This window comes from Actinoplanes sp. CA-015351, assembly GCF_050955685.1.
Lineage (GTDB): Bacteria > Actinomycetota > Actinomycetes > Mycobacteriales > Micromonosporaceae > Actinoplanes.
In genome coordinates this window covers 2,634,435-2,658,988 of record NZ_CP192102.1, presented here as the reverse complement: position 1 = coordinate 2,658,988, position 24,554 = coordinate 2,634,435, and the positions used below count along the sequence as shown (strand labels likewise).

Below are 24,554 nucleotides of genomic sequence, written 5' to 3'. Positions count from 1 at the left end.
AACGGTATCGGCGCAGGGTGTCCACCAGGTTAAGACCCCGCGATGTGGCAGCATCACGGATCGTGACGCCTCCCGTATTCCGTTCCGACGTGACGGTCACCCTGGTCCGCAGCGCGGCCGGTGACGCCGACGTGCTCTTCGCGGCCCGGGTCTCGACGGCCGGCGAGGCCTCGATCGAGGAACTCGACCGGGACCCGGAGAAGTCGACCGGCCTGATCAACTACCTGATGCGTGACCGGCACGGCACGCCGTTCGAGCACAACTCGATGACCTTCCTGGTCCAGGCTCCGATCTTCGTTTTCCGCGAGTTCCACCGGCACCGGGCCGGCTGGTCGTACAACGAGGAGAGCGGCCGGTACCGCGAGCTGGAGCCGGTCTTCTACACCCCGGCGCCGGACCGGGCGCTCGTGCAACACGGACGCCCCGGCAAGTACGAGTTCAGCGACGGCACAGCCGAGCAGCATGCCGGTGCCGTGCAGGCGATGGAGTCCGCGTATCGGCAGTCCTACGACGCCTACCAGGACATGCTTGCCGCCGGCATCGCCCGCGAGGTGGCCCGCGCGGTCCTCCCGGTCGGCCTCTTCTCCTCGATGTACGCGACGTGCAACGCCCGCTCGCTGATGCACTTCCTGTCCCTGCGCACGAAGCGGGAGAACGCGAAGGTCCCGTCCTTCCCCCAGCGCGAGATCGAAATGGTCGCCGAACGCATGGAAGCCGAGTGGGCAGCCCTGATGCCGCTGACCCACGCCGCCTTCGAGAAGCACGGCCGCGTCGCCCCCTGACCCGGCGAGCGCCCGCTCACAGGCCGCGGTCCTTACCCTCCCGCCACGCGATGACATCAAAGATCCGAAGCGGTGACACCTGCTCGGGCAGGCCGGCCTTCGCATGCAGGCCAATCAATCGACGTTGCAGAGATCGATCGTCTTCTTGAAGCTTCGCGCGCAACGGTTCCCACTGGTGTTTACGAGCACCGGTCACCTCGGCGACCACGCGGTCCCAGATCGGCCGCAAGCGTGGCCGTTTCCGTGCGATCAACTTCGTCGCGATGGTGGTGTCAATGCCGTCGATCGTGCGCAGAGCCGCTTGGAGACGCCAGCCGGGCCACTTGTCGTCGGTGAGTGGTTCGGCCTCGTCCACCAGATCACGGTCCGGGCCGATCGCACCGAGAAGCTCCGCGAATTCGTCCGCACGGTCACGTAACAGCACGACCGCTGCCGCGCCGGGCACGCGGACCGACAACAGACTGACCGCCACCAGGTCGTCGGCGACGAACCGGTCCGCATCCGCCAATCGCGTACCCGTGCTGTCCCAGTCATCGAAGGCTGCGCCAATGGCCGCGCCGGCGCCGGTGACCGGGTCGCCGTAGTAACGACGCAGCAGCCTGAGCGCAGCTTCGTCGTCAGGGTTGCGGAGGGCCTCAGGCAGGGTGAACGTCATGATCACATAGTGCCCATCGCCCGCGGCTTGATCAATAAGATCGCCCCGGGCGTGGGAACCTGCTGCGGCGCGACGGGGTCGGGTCGTGGAGCCAGGCGGGCGGCGAGGCGAGGACGGGGGCACACGCAGCGGGGCTGGCAGCGGTGATCAGGGACCACCGAACGCATGCGTGTGCTCGCGTCTCGACCCTGGCGTGGATGAGGTCGCACGTCGCCGTTACGTGCGACCTCATCCACGCGGACCACGCCTTACATGTGCCTTCGTCCACGTGAACCGCGTCATTGCGAGTGCTCCCCGCCGACCACCACGACCAGCCGATGCCACGCCACCGCCACCGCCGCCACCGCCACCGCCACCGCCACTATCGGGGTCGGGGATAGAGGAGATAGGGCTGCCTTCGCTTGGTGAAAGCGGCCAGGTCGTCCTGCCACGAGGCCACGATGTCGGTCACCGAGGCGGCTGCGTCGATCATGGTGCGGGCGACGTCGGAGCCGAACAGCAGGTCGGCGAAGGGTGGGCGGCCCGGGTTGTCGTCACGCCAGGCGAAACCGGGCAGCTTGCGGGCCTCCACCAGCATCGCCACGGCGGTTCGGATGGGGTCGAAAGCGGACGCGTCTGTCACCTTCAGCTCGATGCCGCCGCAGAGCTGTTCGGTGAACTTGCTGGTGACCGGCACGAAGTAGGCCTCGCGCAGCGCCACGCCGGGCAACGCGTGTGCCGCCACCTTGTCCCGCCAGCGGTAATCCAGCGACGGGCTGCCGGAGATCTCGAACGGACGGGTGGTGCCGCGGCCCTCGGAGATCGACGCGACCCCTTCGAACAGGCACGTTCCTGGATAGACAGCCGCCGTGTCCGGCGTCGGCATGTTCGGGCTGGGCATCACCCAGGGCACGTCGGTGTCCGCGGCGAACAGGCCGCCGTGCCAGCCTTCGCAGGCCACCACTTCGAGGCGGGCCGGCGTGGTCAGAAACTCGCCGTTGTAGAACCGGGCCAGCTCCCCCACCGTCATGCCGTGCTGCTGGACGATCTCTTTCAGTCCGACGCCGGACGTGAAGCCAGGTTTCAGCATCGGCCCGAACGCCCGGCCGCCGATCGGATTCGGACGGTCCAGCACGACGTAGCGCAGGCCGAGCCGGGCCGCCGCGACCATCGAGTCGTACAACGTCCAGATGTAGGTGTAGAACCGGGCGCCCACATCCTGGATGTCGAAGACCACGGTCCGGACACCGGCCTCGGTGAACAGAGCGGCCCATTGATCATGGGTGACCCGGTAGGCGTCGTACACCTTCAGCCCGGTCCGGGCATCCATCCCGGAATCCCCACCGACGCGCGTCGACCCTCGGAACCCGTGCTCCGGCCCGAAGATCCCGCCGATTCGCACACCGGCCGCGTGCATCCGGTCCACGAGGTGCCGGTATTCGCGGTCGACAGCCGTCAGGTTGGAGACCACTCCGACGGTCTCGCCGCGCAATCGCGCCCAGTCCTCCGCCGCCAGCTGATCCAAACCGGTCCGTACCGCGGCCCGCCCGTTCCTGGGCGCGGCACCAGCCGGCTGAGCATTTGCCAGAGCGGCGCCGGCTACGCCGGCAGCAGCGATGAGGGTCCGGCGACGCATTCTTCTTCCGCCTGTTCTCCGGGTACGGGTACCGAACTAATACCGGCCCGAAGTCCCGTAGCGGGTCGTTTCCTCCCCCGATTCCCGCCGCCGAAGGACTGACTTTTCTTGGCTTTCCTGATGCGCCACCCGATCGATCGGCCGGCCCTACGCTGAGCCCAACCGATGTTTGGAATCGCCATTTCTGGACACAGCTGGAGGAGAAATGAAACGGATTCTGTCCGTCGCAGCGGTCACTGCCGGGCTGGCCGTCACCTTCTCGGCGACACCGGCGACCGCAGCTCCGAGCCCGGACTTCTGCACGGAGAATCCGAGTTCCGAGTTCTGTACGCCGGCGAAAATCGAACTGTGTTCCGCCTATCCTGGAGGTTCCTACTGTCCACCGGAGACCCCGGCTCAGGAACCGACGCAGCCGGGGCCGGTGAAAGTTACCAAGGGCTCCGGCGACCAACTTCAGGATTGGTTCACCAATTGGACCAAGACCGGCGAGCTCCCGAACGCGGAGGAAATCGTCGCCGACGAGTCATGGCCGGTTCCCGACGTGCCGGTCATCGGACGCCCGGTGAATCCGCCGAGCGAAGCCGACGGCGAGGACAGCACGCCCGAGGACAAACAGGCTGACTGCGCTGACGACGAACGCATGTGGTGGAAGTGCGCCGACATGAACAAGGACACCACCTGGCGCGGCTTGCTCGACAAGTTCCTGCCGGACGATCGCACCGACCGATAGACCGGCGGCAAGGGCCGGGCCGCGAGGGCCCGGCCCTTGCCGGGGATCAGCTCAGGCCGTAGGCGCGGATCACGGTCTGGGTGACCGTGTTGCCGGCCGTGTCCGATGCGGAGACCCGCAGCGAGACGAAGCCCTTGCCCTTGGGGTGCTGGACGGTCGCGAGGCGCTTGTCGCCGGACCCGCGCAACCCGGCCTTCTGCCAGGTCTTGCCGTCGTTGTAGGAAACCTCGGCCTGCACCGACTTGACCTTGCCGACCTTGACGCCCGGCTGGTGCTCGACGATGACCGGGATCTCGAACTTCTTGCCGGCCGGCGCCGCGTTCTTCGCGTTGACGGCGGGTGCGAAGCGGACCGTGTGCAGCGGGAGCCGCTCGAAGTTCTCGTAAAGCTCGCCGTCCACGTGCCCGGACTTGAAGGTCCACACGCCGCTCACCTCGGTGGAGAGGGTGTGCGGCGCGCCGCGCTTGGCCGCTTGCTCCAGACGGTACGTGGCCCGGCCCGGCGGCACCTCGAACTCGGTGCCCTCGCCGACCAGGGTCGAGCCCCGGTACAGCTTCGACGTGAACTCCGACGTGTACGCGAAACCGGGGTGCCCGGCACCGTCACCGTGCAACGGCACGTTGGCGATGATCACGTCACTGGTACGCGTCACCCAGTACGGCGCGTACGGCGGCTGGGTGACGTTCGGGCCGACCACGGCCCGGTTCCACTGCTGCTGGTACGTGCGACCGGCCTTGTACTTCTGGGGAGCGCTGATCGCCTCGTCGAGCCAGTCGGACCAGCCCTCCTCGTTCACCGGCAGCTGCTGGTGGAACTCGCCCGACCAGTCGACGCCCGGGTTCACGTACTCGGTGCGCTGGAACGGCAGGCTGAACGGGATGAACGTGGTCCAGCCGCCGCTGTTCTCCGAGTACCGTGCCGAGTTGCCCTTCACACCGTCGACGCCGGTGGCCTCGACGCCGTACGACGCCTTGATGGCCGCCAGGTCACGGAGCTTGGGTTCCTTGGTCAGCCCGTTGAACATCCGGCCTTCGTTGAAGTACGCGAGGTCGGTGGTGTACGGGCTGTTGCGGACGGTTCCCTCGGCATCCAGCGCTGCGAACGACGCGTTGACCGAGGCGACGAAGAACGGCTTGGACACCTTCGACAGCGGAGCAGCGAAGAGCGAGCTGAAGGTGTCACCCAGCAGGCTGGCGCCGTAACCGCCGCCGTCGTCGGTGGACCACTCGGCGTTCAGGGCGGCCAGCACCGTGGCGGCGTTCTTCTGCGGCGGAGTCACCTTGATCGGCTTCGCCTTGCGGGCGTCGACCGTGAGAGTCTTGGCCTTGTCCACGACCAGCTCGGTCTCGGTCAGCATCGAGGTCGACTCCTCGCCCTGGGGGACCCAGGAGAAGGTGCCGTACCGGCCCTTCGGGACGCGGACCGTGCCCGAGCCGAAGACGTCGATCGAGGCGAAGTTGTCCAGGCCGACCAGCACCGTGAGGGAGTCCTCGTTCGGCTGGCCGTCACGACCGGTGACGTTCACCGTGACGTCGTAACTCTCCACCTCGTTGACGACACCGAGGGCGGTGCTCACGCGTACCCCGGAAGCGGCGACGGCCGTGAGGTAACCGCCCAGCTCGCCCTCCGGAAGGGTTGCGCTGGTGGTGGCGGTGACCGTGGTCGACGCGGTGCCACCGGCCGGAACCGTCAGGCTGCTCGCGGCAACCGTGAACGGCGCGCCCGAGACGGTCAGCGCGAGGGTGACCGGCGCGGTGCCGACGTTACGGTAGGTAGCGGTACGCGTGATCGGCTGATCGTCGTCGTGCGGCCACGCCTGTACACCGAAGCTGAGGCTGCCCTCGTCGACAGTGACCGTCTGGGTGATCTGGCGGGCCACGTCGACCCGCCCGGCGCCCTGGTCGTAGGCGTTGGTGTCCGCGGTCGGCTTGGCCGAGGCGATCAGCGTGTTCTTGCGCAGCGACGACGACCAGTCCGGGTGCTGCTGGACCAGCAGCGCGGCAGCGCCGGCGACGTGCGGCGTCGCCATCGACGTGCCGGAGAGGGCGACGTAACCGTCCTCGGCCGGGTCGCCGATCTCGCCGTTGACGGCCTTCGCCGCGACGATGTCCACGCCCGGCGCGGTGATGTCCGGCTTGAGCGCGCCGTCACCGGTACGCGGGCCCTTGCTGGAGAAGTCGGCGACCTGGTCCTCACGGTCGACGGCGCCGACCGACAGGGCCGCGTCGGCGGACGACGGCGAACCGATGGTCCCCCGGTCGTACGCGTTACCGGCCGCGATCACGAAGAGCGTGTTCTTCTGCGCGGTCAGATCCTCAACGGCCTGCTCCAGAGGGTCGACCTCCGGGGTGTCGCCGCCACCGAGGCTGAGGTTGACCACGGGCGCCCGGTCGGCCGCCCAGATCATGCCGGCCAGGATCGCCGACTCCTCACACCCGAACGTCTCGCAGACCTTGCCGATCGCGAGCTTCGCGCCCGGAGCAACACCCTTGTACTTGCCACCGGACGCGGCACCGGTGCCGGCGATCGTCGAGGCGACGTGGGTGCCGTGGCCGACGATGTCGTCGGTGCTCGGCTCGGTGGTGAAGTTCTCCGACGCGGCGATCTGGCCGGACAGGTCCGGGTGGGTCGCGTCGATGCCGGTGTCCAGCACCGCCACTGTCACGCCGGTGCCGTCGAACCCTGCCTGGTACGCGGCCGGCGCGCCGATCTGCGCCACGCTGCGATCCAGGCTGACCTGACGACGCCCGTCCAGCCAGACCTTCGAGACGCCGGCACGCAGGGTGCGGGCGGTCTCCGGGCCGGCGGTGATCGACGACCAGATGCTCGCGCGGCCTTCGACATCCGCCCGGACCGCGAGGGTGTCCAGCGCCGACAGATCGCGAGTGACCCGCGCGTCCCCAGCGGTCAGCGCGGAACGGGCTCGCGACGCGCCGGCGTCGGGGTACGTGACGAGCAGGGGCAGTTCGCCGCCACTCTTGAGCGCCGCCAGCCCGGTGACGTCGAAGAGCCGCTTGTCCAGGCGGCCGGCCTTCAGCAGGCCCTGTGCGTCGGACGGGATGACGTAGCGGTGCCCGGCGTCGAGGTAGCTCGCGAAGGTGATCTTCTCGCGGCCCGGGCCGGGGTGGACCGAGGCGATCTTGCCGTTCACGGTGACGCGGTCACCGGTGATCAGGGCGACGGCCTTCTGCCCTGATTTTTCCAGCTGTAACGGTTTTTCGGCTGCTGCCGCTGGGGCTGACAACAGCCCCAAAGCCAGGAGAGAACTGGTCATCAATGCGGGCAGTCTTCGATGCATGCGATGCCTCCCGTGCCGGGACGGTCCCGGTTCGCGATCGACGATCGCAGATGCATGCAATACATGACCGTCGACGTCTTCCGCGTCGGGCCTTCCCATACGGGCGAAATCGTCTAGTCTCCCGGCGGGAGCAGGAACGCGGGGAAGGGCTCATGACCATTACGAACGTGACTCCGGCCGATGTCGGCGCCGAGCCCGCGGCGAAGGGCTGGCGGACGGCGGTCCGGGACGCGATCCCGGCCATCGGCGTCTACATCTTCCTGCGTCTGCTCAGCCTGGAGTTCATGGCGATCCTGGCCCGGTACGCGTACGCCCAGGACCCCGCCAAGCAGGTGTACCCGGACGGCTCGACCAACCAGTGGCGTGGTTACACCTCGTCGATGGACGCGCTGTTCTCCTGGGACGCCCGGTGGTACATGCTGATCGCCGGCCAGGGTGTCGAAGGCCCGGTCGGCGCGGTGGACGAGAACGGCGTGCCGTACCTGAACCGCCTGATGTTCTTCCCGCTGTACCCGTGGCTGGCCCGGCCGTTCGCGGCCCTGCCGTTCATCTCACCGATGACGGCCTGCCTGATCGTCTCGGCGATCTCGGCCGTGGCCGCGGCGTGGGGCCTCTATCTGATCGGCCGGCACGTCCACGACCATCGGGTCGGGATCATGCTGGTCGCCGCCTGGGCGGTCGCGCCCGCCGCACTCACTCAGAACGGCGGGTTCAGCGAGTCGCTGTTCACCGCGCTCTCCGCCTGGGCGCTCTATGCCGTGCTCAAACAGCGCTGGCTGCTCGCCGGACTGCTCGCCGGGCTGAGCGGCCTGAGCCGCCCGACCGCGGCCGCATTGATCGGCGTGGTCGGTCTGGCCGCCCTCATCGCCGCGATCCAGCGCAAGGACGGCTGGCGGCCGTACGCGGCGATGCTGATCGCCCCGGCCGGTCTGCTCGCCTACGTGGGTTACGCCGGGAGCAAGGTCGGCGGCATCAGCAAGTACTTCGAGGTGCACAGCAACACGTTCGGCGCCTGGTGGGATTACGGCGAGTCGACCACCAAGCTGGTCTGGGACGTGATGCTCGGCAACAGCGAGGACGCCACCAAGCCGATCCGGGTGCTGAACGTGCTGGTGCTGTTCGGGTTCATCCTGCTGATGGTCATGCTGATCGCGAACAAGGCGCCCTGGGTGCTCTCGGTCTACGCGGTGGCCACGTTCGTGCTCGCGGTCGGCTCGCACGCGCACATCTCGATGATGAGCCGGCACCTGCTGCCCGCTTTCACGGTGCTGCTGGTGCCGGCTCTGGCGATGTCCAGGATGTCGAACCGCAATGCCGGGATCCTGCTGGTGACGCTCGGGATCCTCTCCGGCTGGTACGCCGGATGGCTCCCGTTCATCAGCGGCCAGGCGATCTGAGAGCTGACCAGAGACCTGGTGGGGTGATGGATACTCGACGCAGCGACGACGTCGAGCAGGAGGGGACCGCGGGGTGGTGGCGTCCGGCAACAGCTCCGGCGACGGCGAGGACTGGGCGCGCACGCTGCACGCCATGTGGACCTCGGTAGCCATGATCGGCGTCCGGGACGAGCTGGCCGGACTCGTGCTCCCACCGCTGCTCGACCAGCCCGGGGTCACCGGTGTCTGGGGGCTTCGGCACGGACCCGACGGGGCCGTTGTCGCGTACCGCTGGGCCGGGATTGATCTTGAGGGTGAGTGGCGCGAGGTCGCGAGGCGCCTCGGCGCATCGTGCGGCACCGAGATCGCGGCGGACGCGGATCTGCGCGCGCTCGGCGTGACCCGGGTGCTGAAGGCGCACCTCGATGCCGGCGGTGAGCCGTCCGGGACGTTCATGCTGCTCATCGACGACACCGCGGACACCACACTGCTCGCCGGACGGCTCGCGCAGGTCGTCGACGTGACCCGGGAGGCGCTGCGCCGGCTCGCCGCTGGGCGGCTGAAACAGCAGCAGCACATCCGGGACGCGCTGCTCGCCGAGGCGTCGCTGCAGATGGACGCGGTCCTCGACACCACACAGACGATGAACCGGATCCCCCGGATGGCGGTCCCGGCGATCGCCGAGGGCTGCCTCGTGTACGTCTACGACGGCGGCAAACCGGTGCTGCGCAGCTCGGTGCACGTCGACATGCGGCGGCTGTCCGCGATGCTTGCCGACCCGGCCACGGTGGACCGGCTCTCGGCCCTCGCGCTGGAGGCCGCCTCCGGCAGCCCGGACTTCGACGCCCGGGTGATGAACCCGCAGGTGCTGCGTGCCCGTGGCCGGGTGATCGGTGTGCTGATCTTCCTGTTCGACAGGGAGCCGGACCGGATCCCGCCTGTCGCGTTCCTGCGCGACATCGCGGACCGGGCCGCTCTCGCGATCGACAACAGCACACTGTACGAGCAGCGGCGCGACGAGATCATGACCCTGCAGCGCCACCTGCTGCCGTCCCGCCTGCCGTCCGTCGAGGGCCTGTCGATCGCCGCGTCCTACGCCGTCGGCGACCAGCATCTGGAGGTCGGCGGCGACTTCTACGACGTGGTGGTCCGCGACGACGGCACGGTGGCCGCGCTGATCGGTGACGTCTGCGGCCGTGGGGTGGACGCGGCGGCGCTGACCGGGATGGCCCGGCACACCCTGGCTGCCCTGGTCGACGAACGGCTTCCGGCGTCGCGGGCGATGAGCCGCCTCAACGCCCGGCTGCGGCTCGACGGCTCCTGGCGGTTCGTCACGGCCGGCGTCGCCATGCTGCGCCCGGCCGGTTCATCCGGTGTTCGCGGCTCCGGAGGGTCGGGGAACTTCGACGTGCAGTGGCTGTCCGCCGGGCATCCGGCCCCGATCCTGCTGCGGCGCGACGCCCCGCCACGACGCGGCCGGGGCGGTGGCGTGCCGCTCGGCATCCTGCCGGAGCCGCGATTCGGCAGGTCCCGGGTACGCCTGACGCCCGGCGACACCCTGGTGATCTTCACGGACGGGCTGACCGAGAGCCGGGACCCGCAGGGCCGGATGTTCGAGGACAACGCCCTCACCGAGACCCTCGACAAGCTCCGCGACGCGCCCGTGGAGACCCTCGTCAACGAGCTGAGCAGGGCGGCGGCCGCTTTCGGCGACGCGCGCGCCGACGACATCGCCGTGCTGGCCATCCGGGTGGAGCTGCCGTGACCGATCTGTTCGTGGTGGAGGACTCACCGGAGGACGCCGAGGCGATCGCCCGAGCGATCGGCAGGTCACATCCCGGGGTACGCATGGAGTTCTTCCGCTCCGGCAGCGAGGTGCTTCCCCGGCTCACCGAACCCGGTGCGGACCTGCCCGGCATGGTCCTGCTCGACCTCAACATGCCCGGGGAGAGCGGACTCGACGTGGTCCGGCACGTCCGGGCGCTGCCGCACCTGGCCGGGCTCACCCTCGTGGTGTTCACCTCGTCGGAGGAGCAGGCCGAGGCGGACGCCTGTTACGCGGCCGGCGCCGACAGCTACATCTACAAGCCGCTCAACTTCGCGCTGTTCCAGAGCGTGCTGAGCCGGACCCTGGATTACTGGGGGTCGCGCCGTTCCGGGAACGTCGCTCGCACCGTCGTGCCGCCGCCCGGGGAGTCCTCGGCCCAGACCTGACCGCCGTGCCGCTCCACGATCCGGCGCACGATCGCCAGGCCGGCGCCCGAGCCGTCCTGCGGCCCGGTCGGCGGATGCAGCCGGCGGAACAGCTGGAACGCCTGTTCGCGCAGGTGGGCGGGCATGCCGATGCCGTTGTCCCGGACGAAGAACCCGTCGTCGACGCCGATCTCGACCCGGCGCGGCGGTTCCTGCTGGGCGTACTTCGCCGCGTTGACCAGCAGGTTGATCAGCACCTGGTCGAACATCATCGGGTCGGCGTGCACGGTGACGGCCGGGTCCGGCAGGATCACCTCGACGTCGACCTCGCGCAGCCTCGGCCCGGCCACCTCCAAGGCGCGCAGTGCGGCGTCGCGCAGCCCGACCGTTTCGCTCTGCACCTCGGTGCGGCCCAGCCGTGAGTAGTAAAGCAACGCGTTGAGCAGCTCGTCCATCCGCTCGGCCAGCCGCTGGATGGACTCCAGGCGGCGGGTTGTCACCTCGTCCATGCCCTCGGCGTCCTCGACGATGAAGGTCGCCGTGTTGGCGATGCCGCGCAACGGCTCCTTCAGGTCGTGGGCCGCCGCGTGCGCGAACGAGTCCAGGTCGACGTTGCTGCGGGACAGCTCGGTGTTCAGCGCCGACAGCCGGCGCGCGTTCGCCAGGACCGAGGCCATCATCGCCCGGCCCAGCTCGGCCGCCATCACGAGATCGGTCGTCGACCAGGGCATGCTGTGGCCGCGTACCGACGCCAGGAACACCGCGGTCGAGCCGCGCGGGGTCAGGCGGCGGCCGTGCGGGCCCACCGTGATCGGCCGGCTCGGGTCGGTTGCCCAGCGGCGGGCGACGGTGCGCTCTCCGCGTACCCAGACCACCACGTCACCCTCGGCGCCGGAGCGCAGCGCGAGCGCGCCGGCCGGCCCGTTCCCGGTCATGCCGGGCAGGTCGTCGGCCAGGCACTCGCTGCTCCAGATCTCCCCGGCGGTCGTGTCCGGCAGCGCCGCCAGCAGGGCGGCCGCCGCCTGCGGCCCCAGCCCGTCGCCGTACACCGTCAGATCCCCGCCGGAACGCACCAGCACGGCGTCGCAATCCATCAGGTCCTTCAGCCCGGCCGGCCGCAACGGCTCGCCAGCGAGCAGCTCGGCGATCACCTGACGGGACCGTTCCCGGGCCGACGTCACGTCGTGCTCGCGCAACGACGCGAGCTGCAACGACAGCGCCACCCCGAAGAACTCGCAGGCCGACCGGACCGGCGGGCTCAGCTCCTTGCGGACGCGCCCGTGGCAGGCGATCAGACCCCACAGCCGGCCGCCGGAGAGCAGCGACACCGACATCGACGAGGTCACCTCGATGTTGCGCAGGTACTCCAGATGAAAATCCGAGACGGTACGCAGAACCGACATCGACAGGTCGAGCGGCTCACCGGTGTCCGGCAGCACCTCCGGCACCAGCCTCGCGGTCTCGTCCTCGACGTCGGCGATCACCCGGATCCAGTTGTGCTCGTACAGCCGGCGCGCCTGCGGCGGGATGTCGGTCGCCGGGAACCACAGCCCCAGCCACGGCTCCCAGCCCGCCGACACCTCCTCGGCGATCACCTCGCCCGGGCCGTCCGCCGACTCGAACCGGTACGCCACCACCCGGTCGTACCCGGTGATCGCCCGGATCTCCCGGACCGCCTTCTGGCAGGCCTCGGCGACGGTGCCGGCCCGCTGCAGCCGGACCAGGGCCTGCCGGACCGGCGCGTACGCCGAAGCGAACTCCCCCGCCGGGCTGGCCGGCTCGAACTCCAGCACCAGCAGCCCGTCGGCACGGTGCACCGTCACGTCGAAACGGCGGCCGCCGCCCACGCCGCCCAGCTCGACCGGCATCGTCGCGGTCTGCCCGGTGTCGGCGTCCGCGAGCGCGGCAAGCGTCGCCATCTGCCAGTCGGTGAGCAACCGGGTCACCGCGCCGCGAGGCTCGGGCGCACCCAGCACGGTCCCGGCGTTCTCGCTGGCCACCACGACCTTGCCGTCCCGCACGCCGACCAGGGCGCCGTACGACTGGACGCCACCCAGCTTGTGGATCGGCTCCCGCACACACGCGGAGACGTCGAAGGTGTCGTCGACCTCGCGTTCGGCCGCGACGACCCGATCGGGCAGCCATTGGTTCATCTGCCTGACCTTAGCTTTCGCGGTGAGGGCACCGGCCGGTAACGGCCGGTGCCCCCGCGAGAGTCACCGCAGACCGGACTCGATCGCCTCGATGATCCGCGGCCGCAGCTCGGCCGCCTCGATCACCGCGTCCACCGAGCCGACCTCGACCGCGCGCTGGATGCTGTGCACCCGGTCGAACTCGGCGGCCACCTCGTTCAGCTTCTCCGAACGCACCGACGACCGCAGACCGTCCAGCTCGGCCAGCAGCGCGCTGCGCTCCGTGCCGGTCGCCTGAGCAGCCCGCGTCTCCAGGTCACGCACCCGGGCGTCAGCCGCCGTACGCGCGTTCACATCCCCGGCGAACACCACGGCCGCGGCCGGGGCGCCACCGAGCACCGAGGCGAACGAGCCGTTCACCGCGAGCACGGTCATGTTCTCGTTCAGCGCCTTCGAGAAGACCACGAACGCGCCGCCGTGGTACCGGGAGATCACGCAGAAGACGATCGGGCCCCGGAAGTTGACGATGCCCCGGCCGATCTCCGCGCCGTACTCCAGCTGGAGCTTGCGCATCGACTCCGGCGAGCCGTCGAAGCCGGAGAGGTTCGCCAGCACGACGAGCGGCCGGTTGCCGGACGCCGCGTTGATCGCCCGCGCCGCCTTCTTCGACGAGCGGGGGAACAGCGTGCCCGCCGTGTAGGTGTCCGGGCCGTCGGTGGGCGGGAAGCCCCGCCGGGTCACCGACTGCGACTCGATGCCGAGCAGGCAGACCGGGATGCCGCCGAGGTGCACGTCCTGCACCACTGCCGTCTCCGCGTCGGCCATGCCGGCCCAGCGCTCCAGGACCGGGTGGTCCTGGTCGGAGACGGCACGCATGACCGTACGGATGTCGAAGGGCTTCTTGCGGTCCGGGTTCGACACGGCCGAGAAGATCTCGCCGACCGTGGTGAAGTCGCTGCCGGCCACCGTGTGCGGGAAGTCGCGGATGTCCCGGCCGATCGGGTCGGTGGTGGACACCCGCCGGGGCCCGCTCTCGCCCGGAGCGACGTAGGTGTGGTCGTAGTGCGACATCAGCACCGCGGTGGCCGCCACCAGGTCCGGCGCCCAGTACTGCGCCTGACCGTTCGGGCCCATCACCCGGTCGTACCCGCCGATGCCGAAGTTGTCCTCGGCGGAGACGCCACCGGAGAAGTCCAGCGACTGCTTGCCGGTCAGCACCATCGCCGAGTCCGGCGTCATCACCAGGATGCCCTTGGTGTGCATCAGCATCGTGGCCTCGGCGTTCCAGTACGGCTGGGCGCCGACGTTGATACCGGCCACCACGATGTTGATCTCACCGCCGTCCTGGGTGAACTCGACGATCCGCTTGAGCGCGGCGGCCACCCAGTCCATGTTCTCGGTGCCGGACTCCATCGAGATCCGGGCGCCGGCGGAGAGGGCGTACCACTCCAGCGGGACGTTCTTGGCGGCGGCCAGGTCGAGAGCCGCGATGATCCGGCGGCACTCCGGCTCGGAGAGCGCGCCGAGCGCCTTGGTCGGGTCGCCGAGCAGCAGGACCCGGGTGACACCCTCCGGGTGCCGGATGGTCCGGGTCGTGACGACACCGGCGACGATCGCCGCGGAGTTGCGGCCCTTCGGCCGGTCCACCGGGACCAGCACGTTCTCCGCGTCCAGGTCGTGCTCGACGAACTCGCCGAGCATCCCGGTCAGTTCGTACGGGTAGACCGTGTTGCGTGCCGCGGCCCGCTGCACCTTCTGCTGGTAGTCGTCGAGCGGCTCGACCGGCTCGACCGGTGGCGCGCCCACCGAGAACTCGGGGCGGCCGGTCGGCCCGAACGCGATCCGCAGGGCGATCTTGCTGAGCGCGCCGGCGTCACGCTGCCGCCCGATGAACAGGATCTCCGAAAGGCCGGCGCCCGCCGCCCTCGGCGCCAGCCGCTGGGCGATCATGTTGAGCTCGGCCACGGTCAGCTCGATCGCCGGCCAGACGTGGATGACGATCCGGTTGCCCTTGAACGCCGACTTCGCCGGACGCTGCGACTGCACCCGCCGGATCGAGTCGAGGCAGCTGGCCACCACATCCTCGGCGGTCGGCAGGGCCACCAGACGGCCCTCGTGATCGCGGAACTCGGTGAGGTCGCGTACCTGGGCGAGCGCGACGAGACGCTGGTCGGACTGGTTCTCCCGGGCCACCGCCTGGAAGAGGTGAACCTCCTCGTCGACCGACGGCAGGCGGGTCAGCTCGAACTTCGAGAGCCGCTCCAGCTGGAGACGGGTCGCGATGTACGGATGCAGGCCACGGATCAGCCGCTCCTCGGCCATCCCGTCACCGGCGGGCCGGAACGTGAAGTGGTGATGCGCCACCGCGCCGTGCCGTCCGGCCACCGCGATGGTGATCCGGCGTACCTGCTCCGGCAGCGTCGCGGCGCCGACCACCTCGTGCAGAGCGGCCGCCATCTCGTCGGCGGAGGACGGCTGGCTCTCCCACCCGAGGTAGACGTCGGCGACGACGTCACCGGCACGGGCCAGGTCGGCCAGCCCGCTCAGGGCGTTGCTCAACTCCTCGTACCGCACCGCCGAGGAGACCACCCGCAGGTCGGTGCGCTCGGCCACCACGAACGCGCAGCCGGCCACCTCCCGGGTCTGCACGCCGATGAGGCCCTTGTTGCCGTAGTAGCGGCGGGTCAGCACCTCGAGCATCACCGAGTTGTCGGCCGGGCGGCCGAGCCGCTGGCCGAGCAGCCGGATCAGCGGCTCGGTGCTGCGGACCATCTCGGCGATCCGCTCGGCGCGGTCCGGCGCGGCCGGGTTGGCGTCCAGATGACGCAGGTGCTTGCGGATCCCGGCGTAGACCAGGGCACGGTTGCGGCGCAGCAGCGGCTGGCCGAACCAGGCGAACACCACGCCACGGGCCAGGTCGGCGAGGACCGGGAACCGGACCTGGGTCGCCGAGATGACCCGCTCCAGCGCGAGACCGGCCGGTTCGTGCAGCGCGCCGTCCGGCGGCGGCTCCCGCAGCCAGGAGCGCAGCAGCGTCGCGACGACGTTCGCGTCGCTGGCGGCCCGCTGCTGGGCCAGGAAGATCCGGAACACCGCGGCTTCGAGCTCCGGCGTCCGATCCAGCTCGGTGACCCCGTAGTGGCCGAACGCCTTGCTCAGCTTCGCCTTGAACGTCTCGGGCAGCCCGGCCCGCTCCACGTCGAGGCTCTGCAGGTAGGTGTGGAAGTACTCCCGGGGGCTGTGCACCCGGCTGTCGCCGCCGCTCTCGTCGCCGGCCGCGCGGTTGCGGCTCAGCTCGGCGAGGTCGGCGAAGACCTCCAGCAGGTCGAGTTCCTCGGCGAGCGGCCGCGCGCCGCTCGACACCGCCGCGGTACGCGCCGCGACATAGTCACCGAGCACCCGCCGGTTGTCGTGCGGGTCGGCGTCGAAGCCGAGCAGCAGGCTGCGCAGGTCACGGTGTCCCCGGACGGCACGCTCGCGAGCCGAGCCCTCACCCGGCTCGGCCGGCAGGTCCAGCTCGACGGCCTCGACGACCTCGGCTTCCTCCGCCTCGTCGGCCGCGATCGGCTCCAGGCGCAGCAGCGGCGCGCCCGCGTCGACCTTGCTGCCGACCGAGACGACGAGTTCCTTGAGCCGGCCCTTGAACGGGGCGCGGAGCACCGCCTCCATCTTCATGGCCTCGAGGACGAGCACCGGCGCACCGGCCTCGACCTCGGCGCCGACCTCCAGCGGGGTGGCGACGACAAGCGCCGGCATCGGGGAGCGCAGCACGCCGCCCTCGTCCCGGCTGATCCGGTGGGTGACGCCGTCGACCTCGACCACGTGTGTGGACTTGTGGGTGCCGGTGAGCAGCCGGTAGCGGACGCCGTTGACCCGGATCTGGCCGGTGTGCCGGTCGAAGCGGTCCAGCTCGACGTCGGCGACCCGCTCCTCGGCGCCCGAATCGATGCCGACCCGGAAGCGCTGCGGTCCGACCCGGGCCACCCGCACCCGGTACGTGACACCGCGCAGCTTCAGGTCGAGCGGGCGTCCGCTCTCGTGCTGCACCTGCGGGCGGCCACCGAACGCGGTGGAGAGCAGCCGTTTCTGCTCGGCCTGCTCCTCCTCCTGGTAGACCTCGATGGCCGCGGCGGTCAGCGCGACGGCGGAGTGCCGGTTGGAGACGAGGCGGCCCTCTCCGCGTACCCGGTCGATCCAGCCGGTGTCGGCGCTCGCGTCGATCACCTCGGGCTGGTGCAGCAGGTCGAGGACGAAGCTCTTGTTGGTGGCACCGCCCTCGATGACCACCATGGTCTCGGTCATCGCCCGGCGCAGCCGCCCGAGAGCCTCGTCGCGGTCCCGCCCGTACGCAATGATCTTGGCAATCATCGAGTCGAAGTCGGCGGCGATGGTGTCGCCCTCGCTCACGCCGGTGTCGACCCGGATTCCGGGGCCGGCGGGCAGGTCGAGGCGGGCGATCCGGCCCGGTGCCGGCGCGAAGTCACGGTCCGGGTCCTCGGCGTTGAGCCGGGCCTCAATGGCGTGGCCGCGCTCGACCGGCGGCTCACCCTCCAGACGGTTGCCGGAGGCGACCCAGAGCTGGGCCTTGACCAGGTCGAACCCGGTGGTCGCCTCGGTGATCGGGTGCTCCACCTGGAGGCGGGTGTTGACTTCCAGAAAGGCGAGCAGGTCGTCGCCGGGGTGGTAAAGGAACTCGACGGTGGCGGCGCCGCGGTAACCGACCGCGACGGCGAGCCGCTCGGCGGAGGCCTTCAGCTCGGCGGACCGCTCAGCGCTGAGGACCGGCGACGCCGACTCCTCGATGACCTTCTGGTTGCGCCGCTGCACCGAGCAGTCCCGGACGCCGAGCGCCCACGCGGTGCCCTGGCCGTCCGCGATGACCTGGACCTCGACGTGCCGGGCGCCGGTGACCAGGCGCTCCAGGAACACGATGCCGCTGCCGAAGGCACGGGCCGCTTCCTGGCTGGTGCGCTCGTAGACGTCGGTCAGCTCGTCGGCGCTGCGGACCACCCGGATGCCGCGCCCGCCGCCACCGGCGGTGGCCTTGAGCATCAGCGGGTAACCGATCTGCTCGGCGGCTTCCTTCGCTGCTTCCAGGGTGGCGACCTCGCCACGGCTCCACGGCGCCACCGGGACGCCGACCTCCTCGGCGATCAGCTTCGAGCCGATCTTGTCGCCGAGCTTGCGCATCGCGTCCGGGCTGGGCCCGACGAACGTCACGCCGACCCGCTCACAGAGCTCGGCGAACGCCGGGTCCTCGGCGACGAAGCCCCAGCCGACCCAGGCGGCGTCGGCCTTGGTCTCCACCAGTGCCCGCTCCAGAACCTTCAGGTCCAGGTACGGCCGGGCGGCCGCCGGGCCCAGGTCGTAAGCGACGTCGGCCTCGCGCACGAACGTGGCGTGCCGGTCGACGTCGGTGAACAGCGCGACGGTTTCGATCGGAGTCCCGGTCTCCGCGGACAGGTCTCTGGCCGCGTGGATGAGGCGCATGGCCGCCTCACCACGGTTGACGATCACGATACGACGGAACACCGAATCGAACCCTTTCTCTTTCCTGGCATCGGCCGGCGGCCTGCTCGACCCGAGCTGGTGACGACCGGTCCGGACTGTAGTAAACCGTGCCCGCCGGAAGGCCCTCGAATTTCTTGCCTACTCGTTAGTAGGACATTCCTTGAAAGCGCCCCCCGCGTCAGATTCAACGACTGTCGCCACCCTCCGACTCTATGCGTCCTCCGGCGTTTCATCGACGGCCATGCGATCAGCCCGTTAACGAGGCGAGAGGCGGATCTCAAACCTAGCGAAAACGTTTTCGGCATTTTCGTGTCGGCTGAGGAGCGCCCGATGAATCAGGGTCCCGTCCTCCCACCAGTCAGCCGCCGTCCGCCCCGGTCCCTGCCCGCCGACGCGGCGCGGTTCACCCCAGGCGGCCTCCTCGGCGACTGGCAGGCCACTTTCGAGGCCTTCGGTGAGGCCCTTCGGGTCACCCGTCACTTCGGTCACCGGAACGGACCAGCCGCCCGGCCGTCCGAGCCCGAATCGGCGCTGGTCGAGTTTTACCGGAACACCACCCACCGGCCCTACCTCGACCTGGCCGTCCGCCTGCTGTACAACCGCAGCCACGGCCGCCTCGATCCTGGGGAATTCGGGTCCGATCACTGCCAGGACCAAGTCCCGCTGCGCCAGGCCACCACCGTCACCCGACACCGCGACGAGCCGTACGGCGATATTCCTCTGGACCACTAACACCCCGGGCCCACACGAGTCTGGCCCCCCCTGGTCGTCCTACGGTCGTAACGGCCATAACCGACGGTCTGGAGGTTCATCGATACCGACCTACGGCCAAACTTTGATCGCCGCGTCGGGTGATGTCGTGCTCACCGGACGCCGGGCACGATGGACGGACGTTGCTCGAGCACGCCCGGCGAAGGGAAGTTATCGTGGTTGAGGTCCAACTGGTACTCGCCGCCGACTTGGGAGTCGACGCTCGTGAGATTGCCGACGCCTGGGAGAATGACACCGAGGCCAAAGCCTTGATGGACGCCTCACCAGAGGTTCATCGCTCGACACCGACCCATTACGACTTTCCACAGATCGTCGAGTTCGTAGTCATCCCACTGGCAGTCAATGTGGGCAGCACCGTCCTGATCGAACTTGTGACCCGGCTCTACCGCAAGTGCCGGCCACTGGCGGGTGACGATGTCGCCGCGGTCGAGGAAACGACCGATGACAACCTGCGGACCGTGTTCGTCATGAAGAAGACGCCGATCAGCGACGAACAACAATCAGCCTGATCATGGTCGACATCATCATCGACGTCAGCGAACTACGAGATCGTGGCGATGGCCGATTCCAGGTGAGTCTCCGCTTCAATCGTGAACGCGAGTTCACGGTAGAGATCAGAGACCCTGCGCGTGCGGGCACCGAAGATCTCCTCAGCTGGTACTTCGAGAAATCACTGGCGTCCGCTCCCGGGCGCAACGAACGACGGCAGGAGGCCGTAGACGAACTGCGGAAGTACGGAGTAGAGCTGTTCCAGCAACTGTTCGGCCGAACCGACGTCGGCCTGGAACTGGAGCAGTACCGGCGACGCGCCTTCGCCGACTGCCGCCTCCTCATCACCGGTAACCTCAAATTCCACCGGCTGCACTGGGAGGCGTTGCGGCACCCGGACTTCGGAGAGCCGCTGTCAGTGATGATTCCGGTCCAACGGCGGGCTCGTGATCCTCGGATCATGTGGACAACCGACGGCGCTCGGGCCTCCTTGAACGTGCTCGTGGTGCCGGCTCGGCCATACGGAGCGGATGATCTCAATTACCGCACGGTCACCCGGGTCCTGCTCGCCGAGTCGTGGAACTCCGACCAACCGTTTCGGGTCGATCTCGTACGACCAGGTACCTGGCGAGCGCTGGAACAGCACCTCCACAACGTCAATGAGGATCCCCGCCGCGGCCCTGGCTGGTATCAGGCCATCCACTTCGACGCACACGGCATCGTATCGACCCCGCGCCGATTGCAGGAACTGCCAGGATCAGCCGAGCCGCTCCCGCCGCACAAGGGCCTCGACGACGAGGACGCCTATCTCCTCTTCGAGACCGATACCGACGGAACGGCAGGCCCGGTGCCGGCCGATGCCGTGGCGGAATTACTTGCACGGCATCGGATTCCGGTGGCCGTGCTCAATTCCTGCCAGTCAGCAAAGGGCCCCAGCAACGACTCCAGCCTCGCCGAACGTCTCTGTGCCGCCGGAGTTCCGGTGGCGGTGGGGATGGCGTATGCGGTGACGCCGCTGGCCGCGGAGCAGGCCATGCCTGTCTTCTACCGTGCGATGGCCGGCGGCAAGAACCCAGCTCAGGCTGTCAAGGAGGCCCGGCGAGAGCTTCTCTTCAACCCGATGCGGGTGGACCAACTCAATCGGAGAGTGCGACTGGAGGACTGGCTCGTGCCGGTCATCTTCCAACAGGCGGAGACAGTACGCCTGGAGTTTCCGACCATGACGAAGCAGGAGCTTGAGGAGCACTACGCAGAACGGGCCGACGCTGGGCCGGAACCGCACGCGATCACCGGCCGGGACTCCGACGTTTTCGCCGTCGAACGAATGCTGCTGCGCCCGGGTGCCCCCAACGAGATTCTGATCCACGGAGCCGCTGGCGCCGGTAAGACAGCCTTCACCACGGAACTGTTGCGCTGGTGGTGGCTGCGTACCGGACTCGCCAAGCAGGCAGTGACGATTCCCCTCGATGACCCAGCTTTGTCAACCCGCGCCATCGTGCGCGACATTGCGTCGGCTCTCTTCTCGGGATCCGAATTCCAATCTTTTCACGAGTCTTCCTGGAACGTGCAGATGGAGCGGGTCGCGAACCACCTACGCGCCCATCAATACCTCTTGATCCTGGACAGCGGCGACAACGGTCTGCCCGACAGGGCCGAACTCCATCGCTTCCTCAAGCATCTGCTCGGGGGCAAGTCGTGGGTCGTGGTCACATCACGTGCCGAAGAACCCGAGCTCGCCCGGGCCACCTTCGGCTCGTCACGCTATCTCCTCCACCCGTTCGCCGACCGTCTGCGCCCGGTTGCCGACCACCCGGCCCCGGCGGAGTCCGGGTCCGCGACGGTAACCGTGCACGGCCCGGAGGAACGGGAACCAGGATCGATCGGCACGGTGCCCCCCGAGGTCACCAGGCACGAACGCGAACTCGATTACCCACAGACATCGCAGCCGACTGCGACGCGCCTGAGAAGAGACGTACGACGGGGGACGATCACCGCAAGCGCGTTACTCGCTTGCACTCTGATCATCACGGCGGTGGTGTGGGCGAACGGCCGGACGACTGACCCCTACCAGGCTGGGCCCGCGACGCCGACGAACAATCCGGCTACGACCACCGCCGCTGTCAAGCCTGCTCCGGAAGCCACCGAGCCGCCGTGGCTGAACGATCCGGTGGCCACCGGTGTCGTCATCACCTCACCGACGGAGGGTGCCCGCGTCGATGGCTGCATCCTCCTGCAAGGAACCGTGGAAGGACTCGCCCCCGGGCAAACGCTCATGGCCGCGATCCGGCAGGTCCGCAAGGACGGCACACCGTTTTTCTACTATCTGGTCGACGATCCCGAGACTCAGGCGAGCCGGCGCGCATGGAGCGCGAAGGTGGCGGGAGGCGGCGCCCGCGATCAGGAGCACGACATTTACGTACTGGTGGGTGAGGTCGAAGCGATTCGCGAGGCACAGAGCACTGCGGAAGGGAACTTCGACAGTCAGATCCCGATCAATGACTTGCGGCGCGCCGCACAGGTACGGGTCGACCAGAAACGGGTATCTGCGTGCTGAGCGCGCTGCTGATCAGCTGCACTCCTTCGGGCCTGCGCCTTTGACCCGGTCGAGATCGATGTGAGCTGCCACCTCGGCCCCATCGGGATTCTCCGGTGAGTGCCAGCCCTTCTCCTTCGCCTGCCTGTTCATGCTCCGGGCGAGTTCGAGGTCAACGATCAAGACCTCTACCCGGAAGCTCTGCCCAACGGCGCTGTCCGCGTCACCGAACCACTGCATGCCGGTCCAGGAGTCGAGGTCCTCGGGGTATTCCCAATCAGTGACCGCCTCGAAATATCGTTCCGGATTGTGGTTGTCCTTGTTGCGAACTCCGATGATGATCGTCTTGTCATCCGGCAGGTTGGCCCGGCCCTTGAAGATCTCGCACCGTTTCACCTCGGCCTCGTCTTTTGGTGAGTCCAACTCCACTGCGCCCTCGGGGAGCTGCCCGGTCGAGGGCGTGGGCTGCGCCGCAGAGACGGCGGGCTCCGATGATGTGGACACTTGCTGCGCGCCGGTGTCGCCGTTCCCTGACGGGCAGCCGGCGAGAGCACAGAGTACGGCCAGAAACCCGGCGGTCATGACGGCGGGCCGGATGCGATATGCGTTCATTCGGTTCTCACTTTCAGGATGTGGATGAGACACCTGCGGAGACGATGTCCGTGCCTCCGGGGAGATCTGCGCGGTCGAACGGCTGGTCGCCGATGTCCGCTTCTAAATTCCGCTGCAGCCAGGAACGTGCCCCGCTGGAACGACCGGCCACGATCAGGAACTCGCGAGTCTGGCCCGGCTCCCCGGATCCGTGACGGAGCTGAATACGATAGATTCGCCGCTCGTCGATCAATTGTTTGGCGAACCAGAGTCCTTCGTCGTTACGACTGACGATCCAGTACTCGTCGCCGCCGGAAGCCGGCTCGCAGACCGTCACCTCAATGCGGGGGCGTGGCCCAGTCGACGAAGCGTCACGCACTTCCAGGGCGGTTTCCCGGCCACCGCAGTCTTCACGCGGATCGGTGCTGGGTAACGGTGACGGAGACCTGCTCGGTGTGCGGGACGCGCTCGGTGACGGCGCCCGACTAGTTGTGGAGGATGGGCTGGGCGAGACCGATCGGCTATTGGCCGGCGACGGTGTCCTGCTCACGGCCGGCGACGGTCTGCTGCTTGTGCTGGGCGGTGGGTTCGATGCCGGCAGAGTCGTCGGCCGACTTGCCCGGGACGTGCCCCGTGGGCTCTCGACAGGCGGTTCGGTTCCCGGGCGAGCAGTCGCCGTCGGCCGGGTTGTGGTGGACGTGCGGGGCGGCGTTGGCCGGTCCGGGCGTGCCGCATACTTCTCGATCTTGCGAGCCTGACCGCCATGGATCGCAAAGGCGACCCGCCCGCTGACATCGTCGAACCATATGGAATCGCGGCCACGATGCGTCACGAGACGAATCCGCCCGGAAGACCCGAAATCAAGTTGCACACCTCGCGGAAGTCCCGGTAATGTCCGGAATACCTGAATCCGCCCGGCATCTGGGTCGGCCAGATAAACGGACCGACCGAGGATCACCGGCGGATCGGTTCCGGGCGCGAAACCGAGCTGCGACTCAAAGTCACCATGCGGCGTCGTCACGTGCAGGGTCCGTCCGGTGACGACGGCGACGCTCCGGCCGTCCGGGGACGCGCCAAAAGCGGATCCCCCTGCAAGCGCATGAATGGCCCCAGCTGACGAAATCCCCCTTATGAGGGAAACGATGCCACTTCCGGGGTCGTACGCGGCCACCCCGTCAGGGAGACGATCCAACAGAGCCGTAGCGCCTCCGTCCGTCGTTCCGGCGAACTCAGCTCCATCCTCGTTGATCCGTACCACTCCCCCGTCGTACCGCAGAAGATAAAGGGCATCCTCCGAGGTGGACCACTTGCGCGCCGCTATCCGATGCACCGCAGCCGGCGCCAGCCGCTCACTGTCCAAGACGGTCACGTCATTGTCGCCAATGCGGTAGATCCGTGATCCGTCCGAGGCGAGCTCCGACGCAGCGATCCGCCGTGACCCCACGGTCTGATGAGTCCGAGTGTCGATGAGACTGACCTGACTACCGGATGATGCGGCGACGAGAGCACCGGCGGCACGCATCACCTGTGCTCCGGACCTTGCCGCAGGAAATTCCACCGCGTCGATGATCTGCGCTCCCGGCGCCGCCACCAGTCCGTTCGCATGGACTAGTTGCCCTGCAGGCGAGACCAACCACATCGTTGCGGCCTCGTATACCGGGAGTGCGGGCGGCGGCTTCCCTGACCACAGCACCGCGGCGGCAAGCAGGAGTGGAACGCTCACCAGGACTCCGATGGTCGTGACGTGGCCGCCGCGCAAATACTTGGAATAATTGTTCATGATCAATCGGTCACCTCACTGGCTGAGGACTTTACGGCTGAACCCATACAGGACGCCGCCGCCATTTGAGTCGATTCCGGAGATCCGAGTGGAGGATC

Annotated in this window: 15 protein-coding genes; 8 read left to right on the top strand and 7 right to left on the bottom strand. The window is 68.7% G+C overall.

What is annotated here, in order from left to right; genetic code table 11:
* Positions 1–62 precede the first annotated feature (62 nt).
* Positions 63–782, top strand: coding sequence for an FAD-dependent thymidylate synthase (gene thyX, locus ACQP2E_RS11905; protein ID WP_433830837.1), 720 nt, complete (start codon positions 63–65; stop codon positions 780–782).
* A gap of 16 nt (positions 783–798) precedes the next feature.
* Here the strand turns inward: thyX and ACQP2E_RS11900 are convergent, their stop codons facing one another.
* On the bottom strand, positions 799–1,437 hold the full coding sequence (locus ACQP2E_RS11900) for a DUF6308 family protein (protein WP_433830835.1): 639 nt from the start codon (positions 1,435–1,437) through the stop codon (positions 799–801).
* Between the two features lie 361 nt (positions 1,438–1,798).
* Positions 1,799–3,052 carry an exo-beta-N-acetylmuramidase NamZ family protein gene (locus ACQP2E_RS11895; RefSeq protein WP_433830833.1) on the bottom strand — a complete coding sequence of 418 codons (1,254 nt, stop codon included), beginning with the start codon at positions 3,050–3,052 and terminating at the stop codon, positions 1,799–1,801.
* Between the two features lie 205 nt (positions 3,053–3,257).
* Between ACQP2E_RS11895 and ACQP2E_RS11890 the strand changes: the two genes are divergently transcribed.
* Positions 3,258–3,782, top strand: coding sequence for a hypothetical protein (locus tag ACQP2E_RS11890; RefSeq protein ID WP_433830831.1), 525 nt, complete (start codon positions 3,258–3,260; stop codon positions 3,780–3,782).
* A 46-nt stretch (positions 3,783–3,828) separates the two neighbouring features.
* On the opposite strand, the gene ACQP2E_RS11885 is transcribed toward ACQP2E_RS11890, so the two are convergent.
* On the bottom strand, positions 3,829–7,056 hold the full coding sequence (locus ACQP2E_RS11885; protein WP_433830829.1) for a S8 family serine peptidase: 3,228 nt from the start codon (positions 7,054–7,056) through the stop codon (positions 3,829–3,831).
* Positions 7,057–7,232: 176 nt separating this feature from the next.
* Between ACQP2E_RS11885 and ACQP2E_RS11880 the strand changes: the two genes are divergently transcribed.
* The 3 genes from ACQP2E_RS11880 (at position 7,233) to ACQP2E_RS11870 (ending at position 10,670) form a co-directional block, all read left to right on the top strand.
* Positions 7,233–8,477: a glycosyltransferase family 39 protein gene (locus ACQP2E_RS11880; protein WP_433830827.1), complete on the top strand. Its 1,245-nt coding sequence runs from the start codon at positions 7,233–7,235 to the stop codon at positions 8,475–8,477.
* Between the two features lie 76 nt (positions 8,478–8,553).
* On the top strand, positions 8,554–10,221 hold the full coding sequence (locus ACQP2E_RS11875) for a PP2C family protein-serine/threonine phosphatase (RefSeq protein WP_433830825.1): 1,668 nt from the start codon (positions 8,554–8,556) through the stop codon (positions 10,219–10,221).
* Positions 10,218–10,670 (top strand): response regulator, encoded by a 453-nt coding sequence (locus ACQP2E_RS11870; RefSeq protein ID WP_433830823.1) that lies wholly within the window; start codon positions 10,218–10,220, stop codon positions 10,668–10,670. The genes ACQP2E_RS11875 and ACQP2E_RS11870 overlap by 4 nt, the downstream gene beginning before the upstream one ends.
* Here ACQP2E_RS11870 and ACQP2E_RS11865 read toward each other — a convergent pair.
* The gene (locus ACQP2E_RS11865; RefSeq protein WP_433830821.1) at positions 10,592–12,802 is read right to left on the bottom strand and encodes an ATP-binding protein; all 2,211 of its coding nucleotides are present in this window, start codon (positions 12,800–12,802) and stop codon (positions 10,592–10,594) included. The genes ACQP2E_RS11870 and ACQP2E_RS11865 overlap by 79 nt on opposite strands.
* Before the next feature lie 63 nt (positions 12,803–12,865).
* Positions 12,866–18,313: a carboxyl transferase domain-containing protein gene (locus ACQP2E_RS11860; RefSeq protein WP_433830819.1), complete on the bottom strand. Its 5,448-nt coding sequence runs from the start codon at positions 18,311–18,313 to the stop codon at positions 12,866–12,868.
* A 309-nt stretch (positions 18,314–18,622) separates the two neighbouring features.
* On the opposite strand from ACQP2E_RS11860, the gene ACQP2E_RS11855 reads away from it, so the two are divergent.
* The 3 genes from ACQP2E_RS11855 to ACQP2E_RS11845 all read left to right on the top strand — a co-directional run bounded on the left by ACQP2E_RS11855 (position 18,623) and on the right by ACQP2E_RS11845 (position 22,106).
* Positions 18,623–19,024, top strand: a complete 402-nt coding sequence (locus tag ACQP2E_RS11855; RefSeq protein WP_433830817.1) for a hypothetical protein — start codon at positions 18,623–18,625, stop codon at positions 19,022–19,024.
* A gap of 194 nt (positions 19,025–19,218) precedes the next feature.
* Positions 19,219–19,572, top strand: coding sequence for a hypothetical protein (locus ACQP2E_RS11850; RefSeq protein WP_433830815.1), 354 nt, complete (start codon positions 19,219–19,221; stop codon positions 19,570–19,572).
* A gap of 2 nt (positions 19,573–19,574) precedes the next feature.
* Positions 19,575–22,106, top strand: coding sequence for a CHAT domain-containing protein (locus tag ACQP2E_RS11845; protein WP_433830813.1), 2,532 nt, complete (start codon positions 19,575–19,577; stop codon positions 22,104–22,106).
* 12 nt (positions 22,107–22,118) lie between these two features.
* Here the strand turns inward: ACQP2E_RS11845 and ACQP2E_RS11840 are convergent, their stop codons facing one another.
* A complete protein-coding gene (locus ACQP2E_RS11840) occupies positions 22,119–22,697 on the bottom strand; it encodes a hypothetical protein (protein WP_433830811.1) in 579 nt (192 codons plus the stop codon).
* Between the two features lie 13 nt (positions 22,698–22,710).
* Positions 22,711–24,456, bottom strand: coding sequence for a hypothetical protein (locus tag ACQP2E_RS11835; RefSeq protein ID WP_433830809.1), 1,746 nt, complete (start codon positions 24,454–24,456; stop codon positions 22,711–22,713).
* Positions 24,457–24,554: the final 98 nt, after the last annotated feature.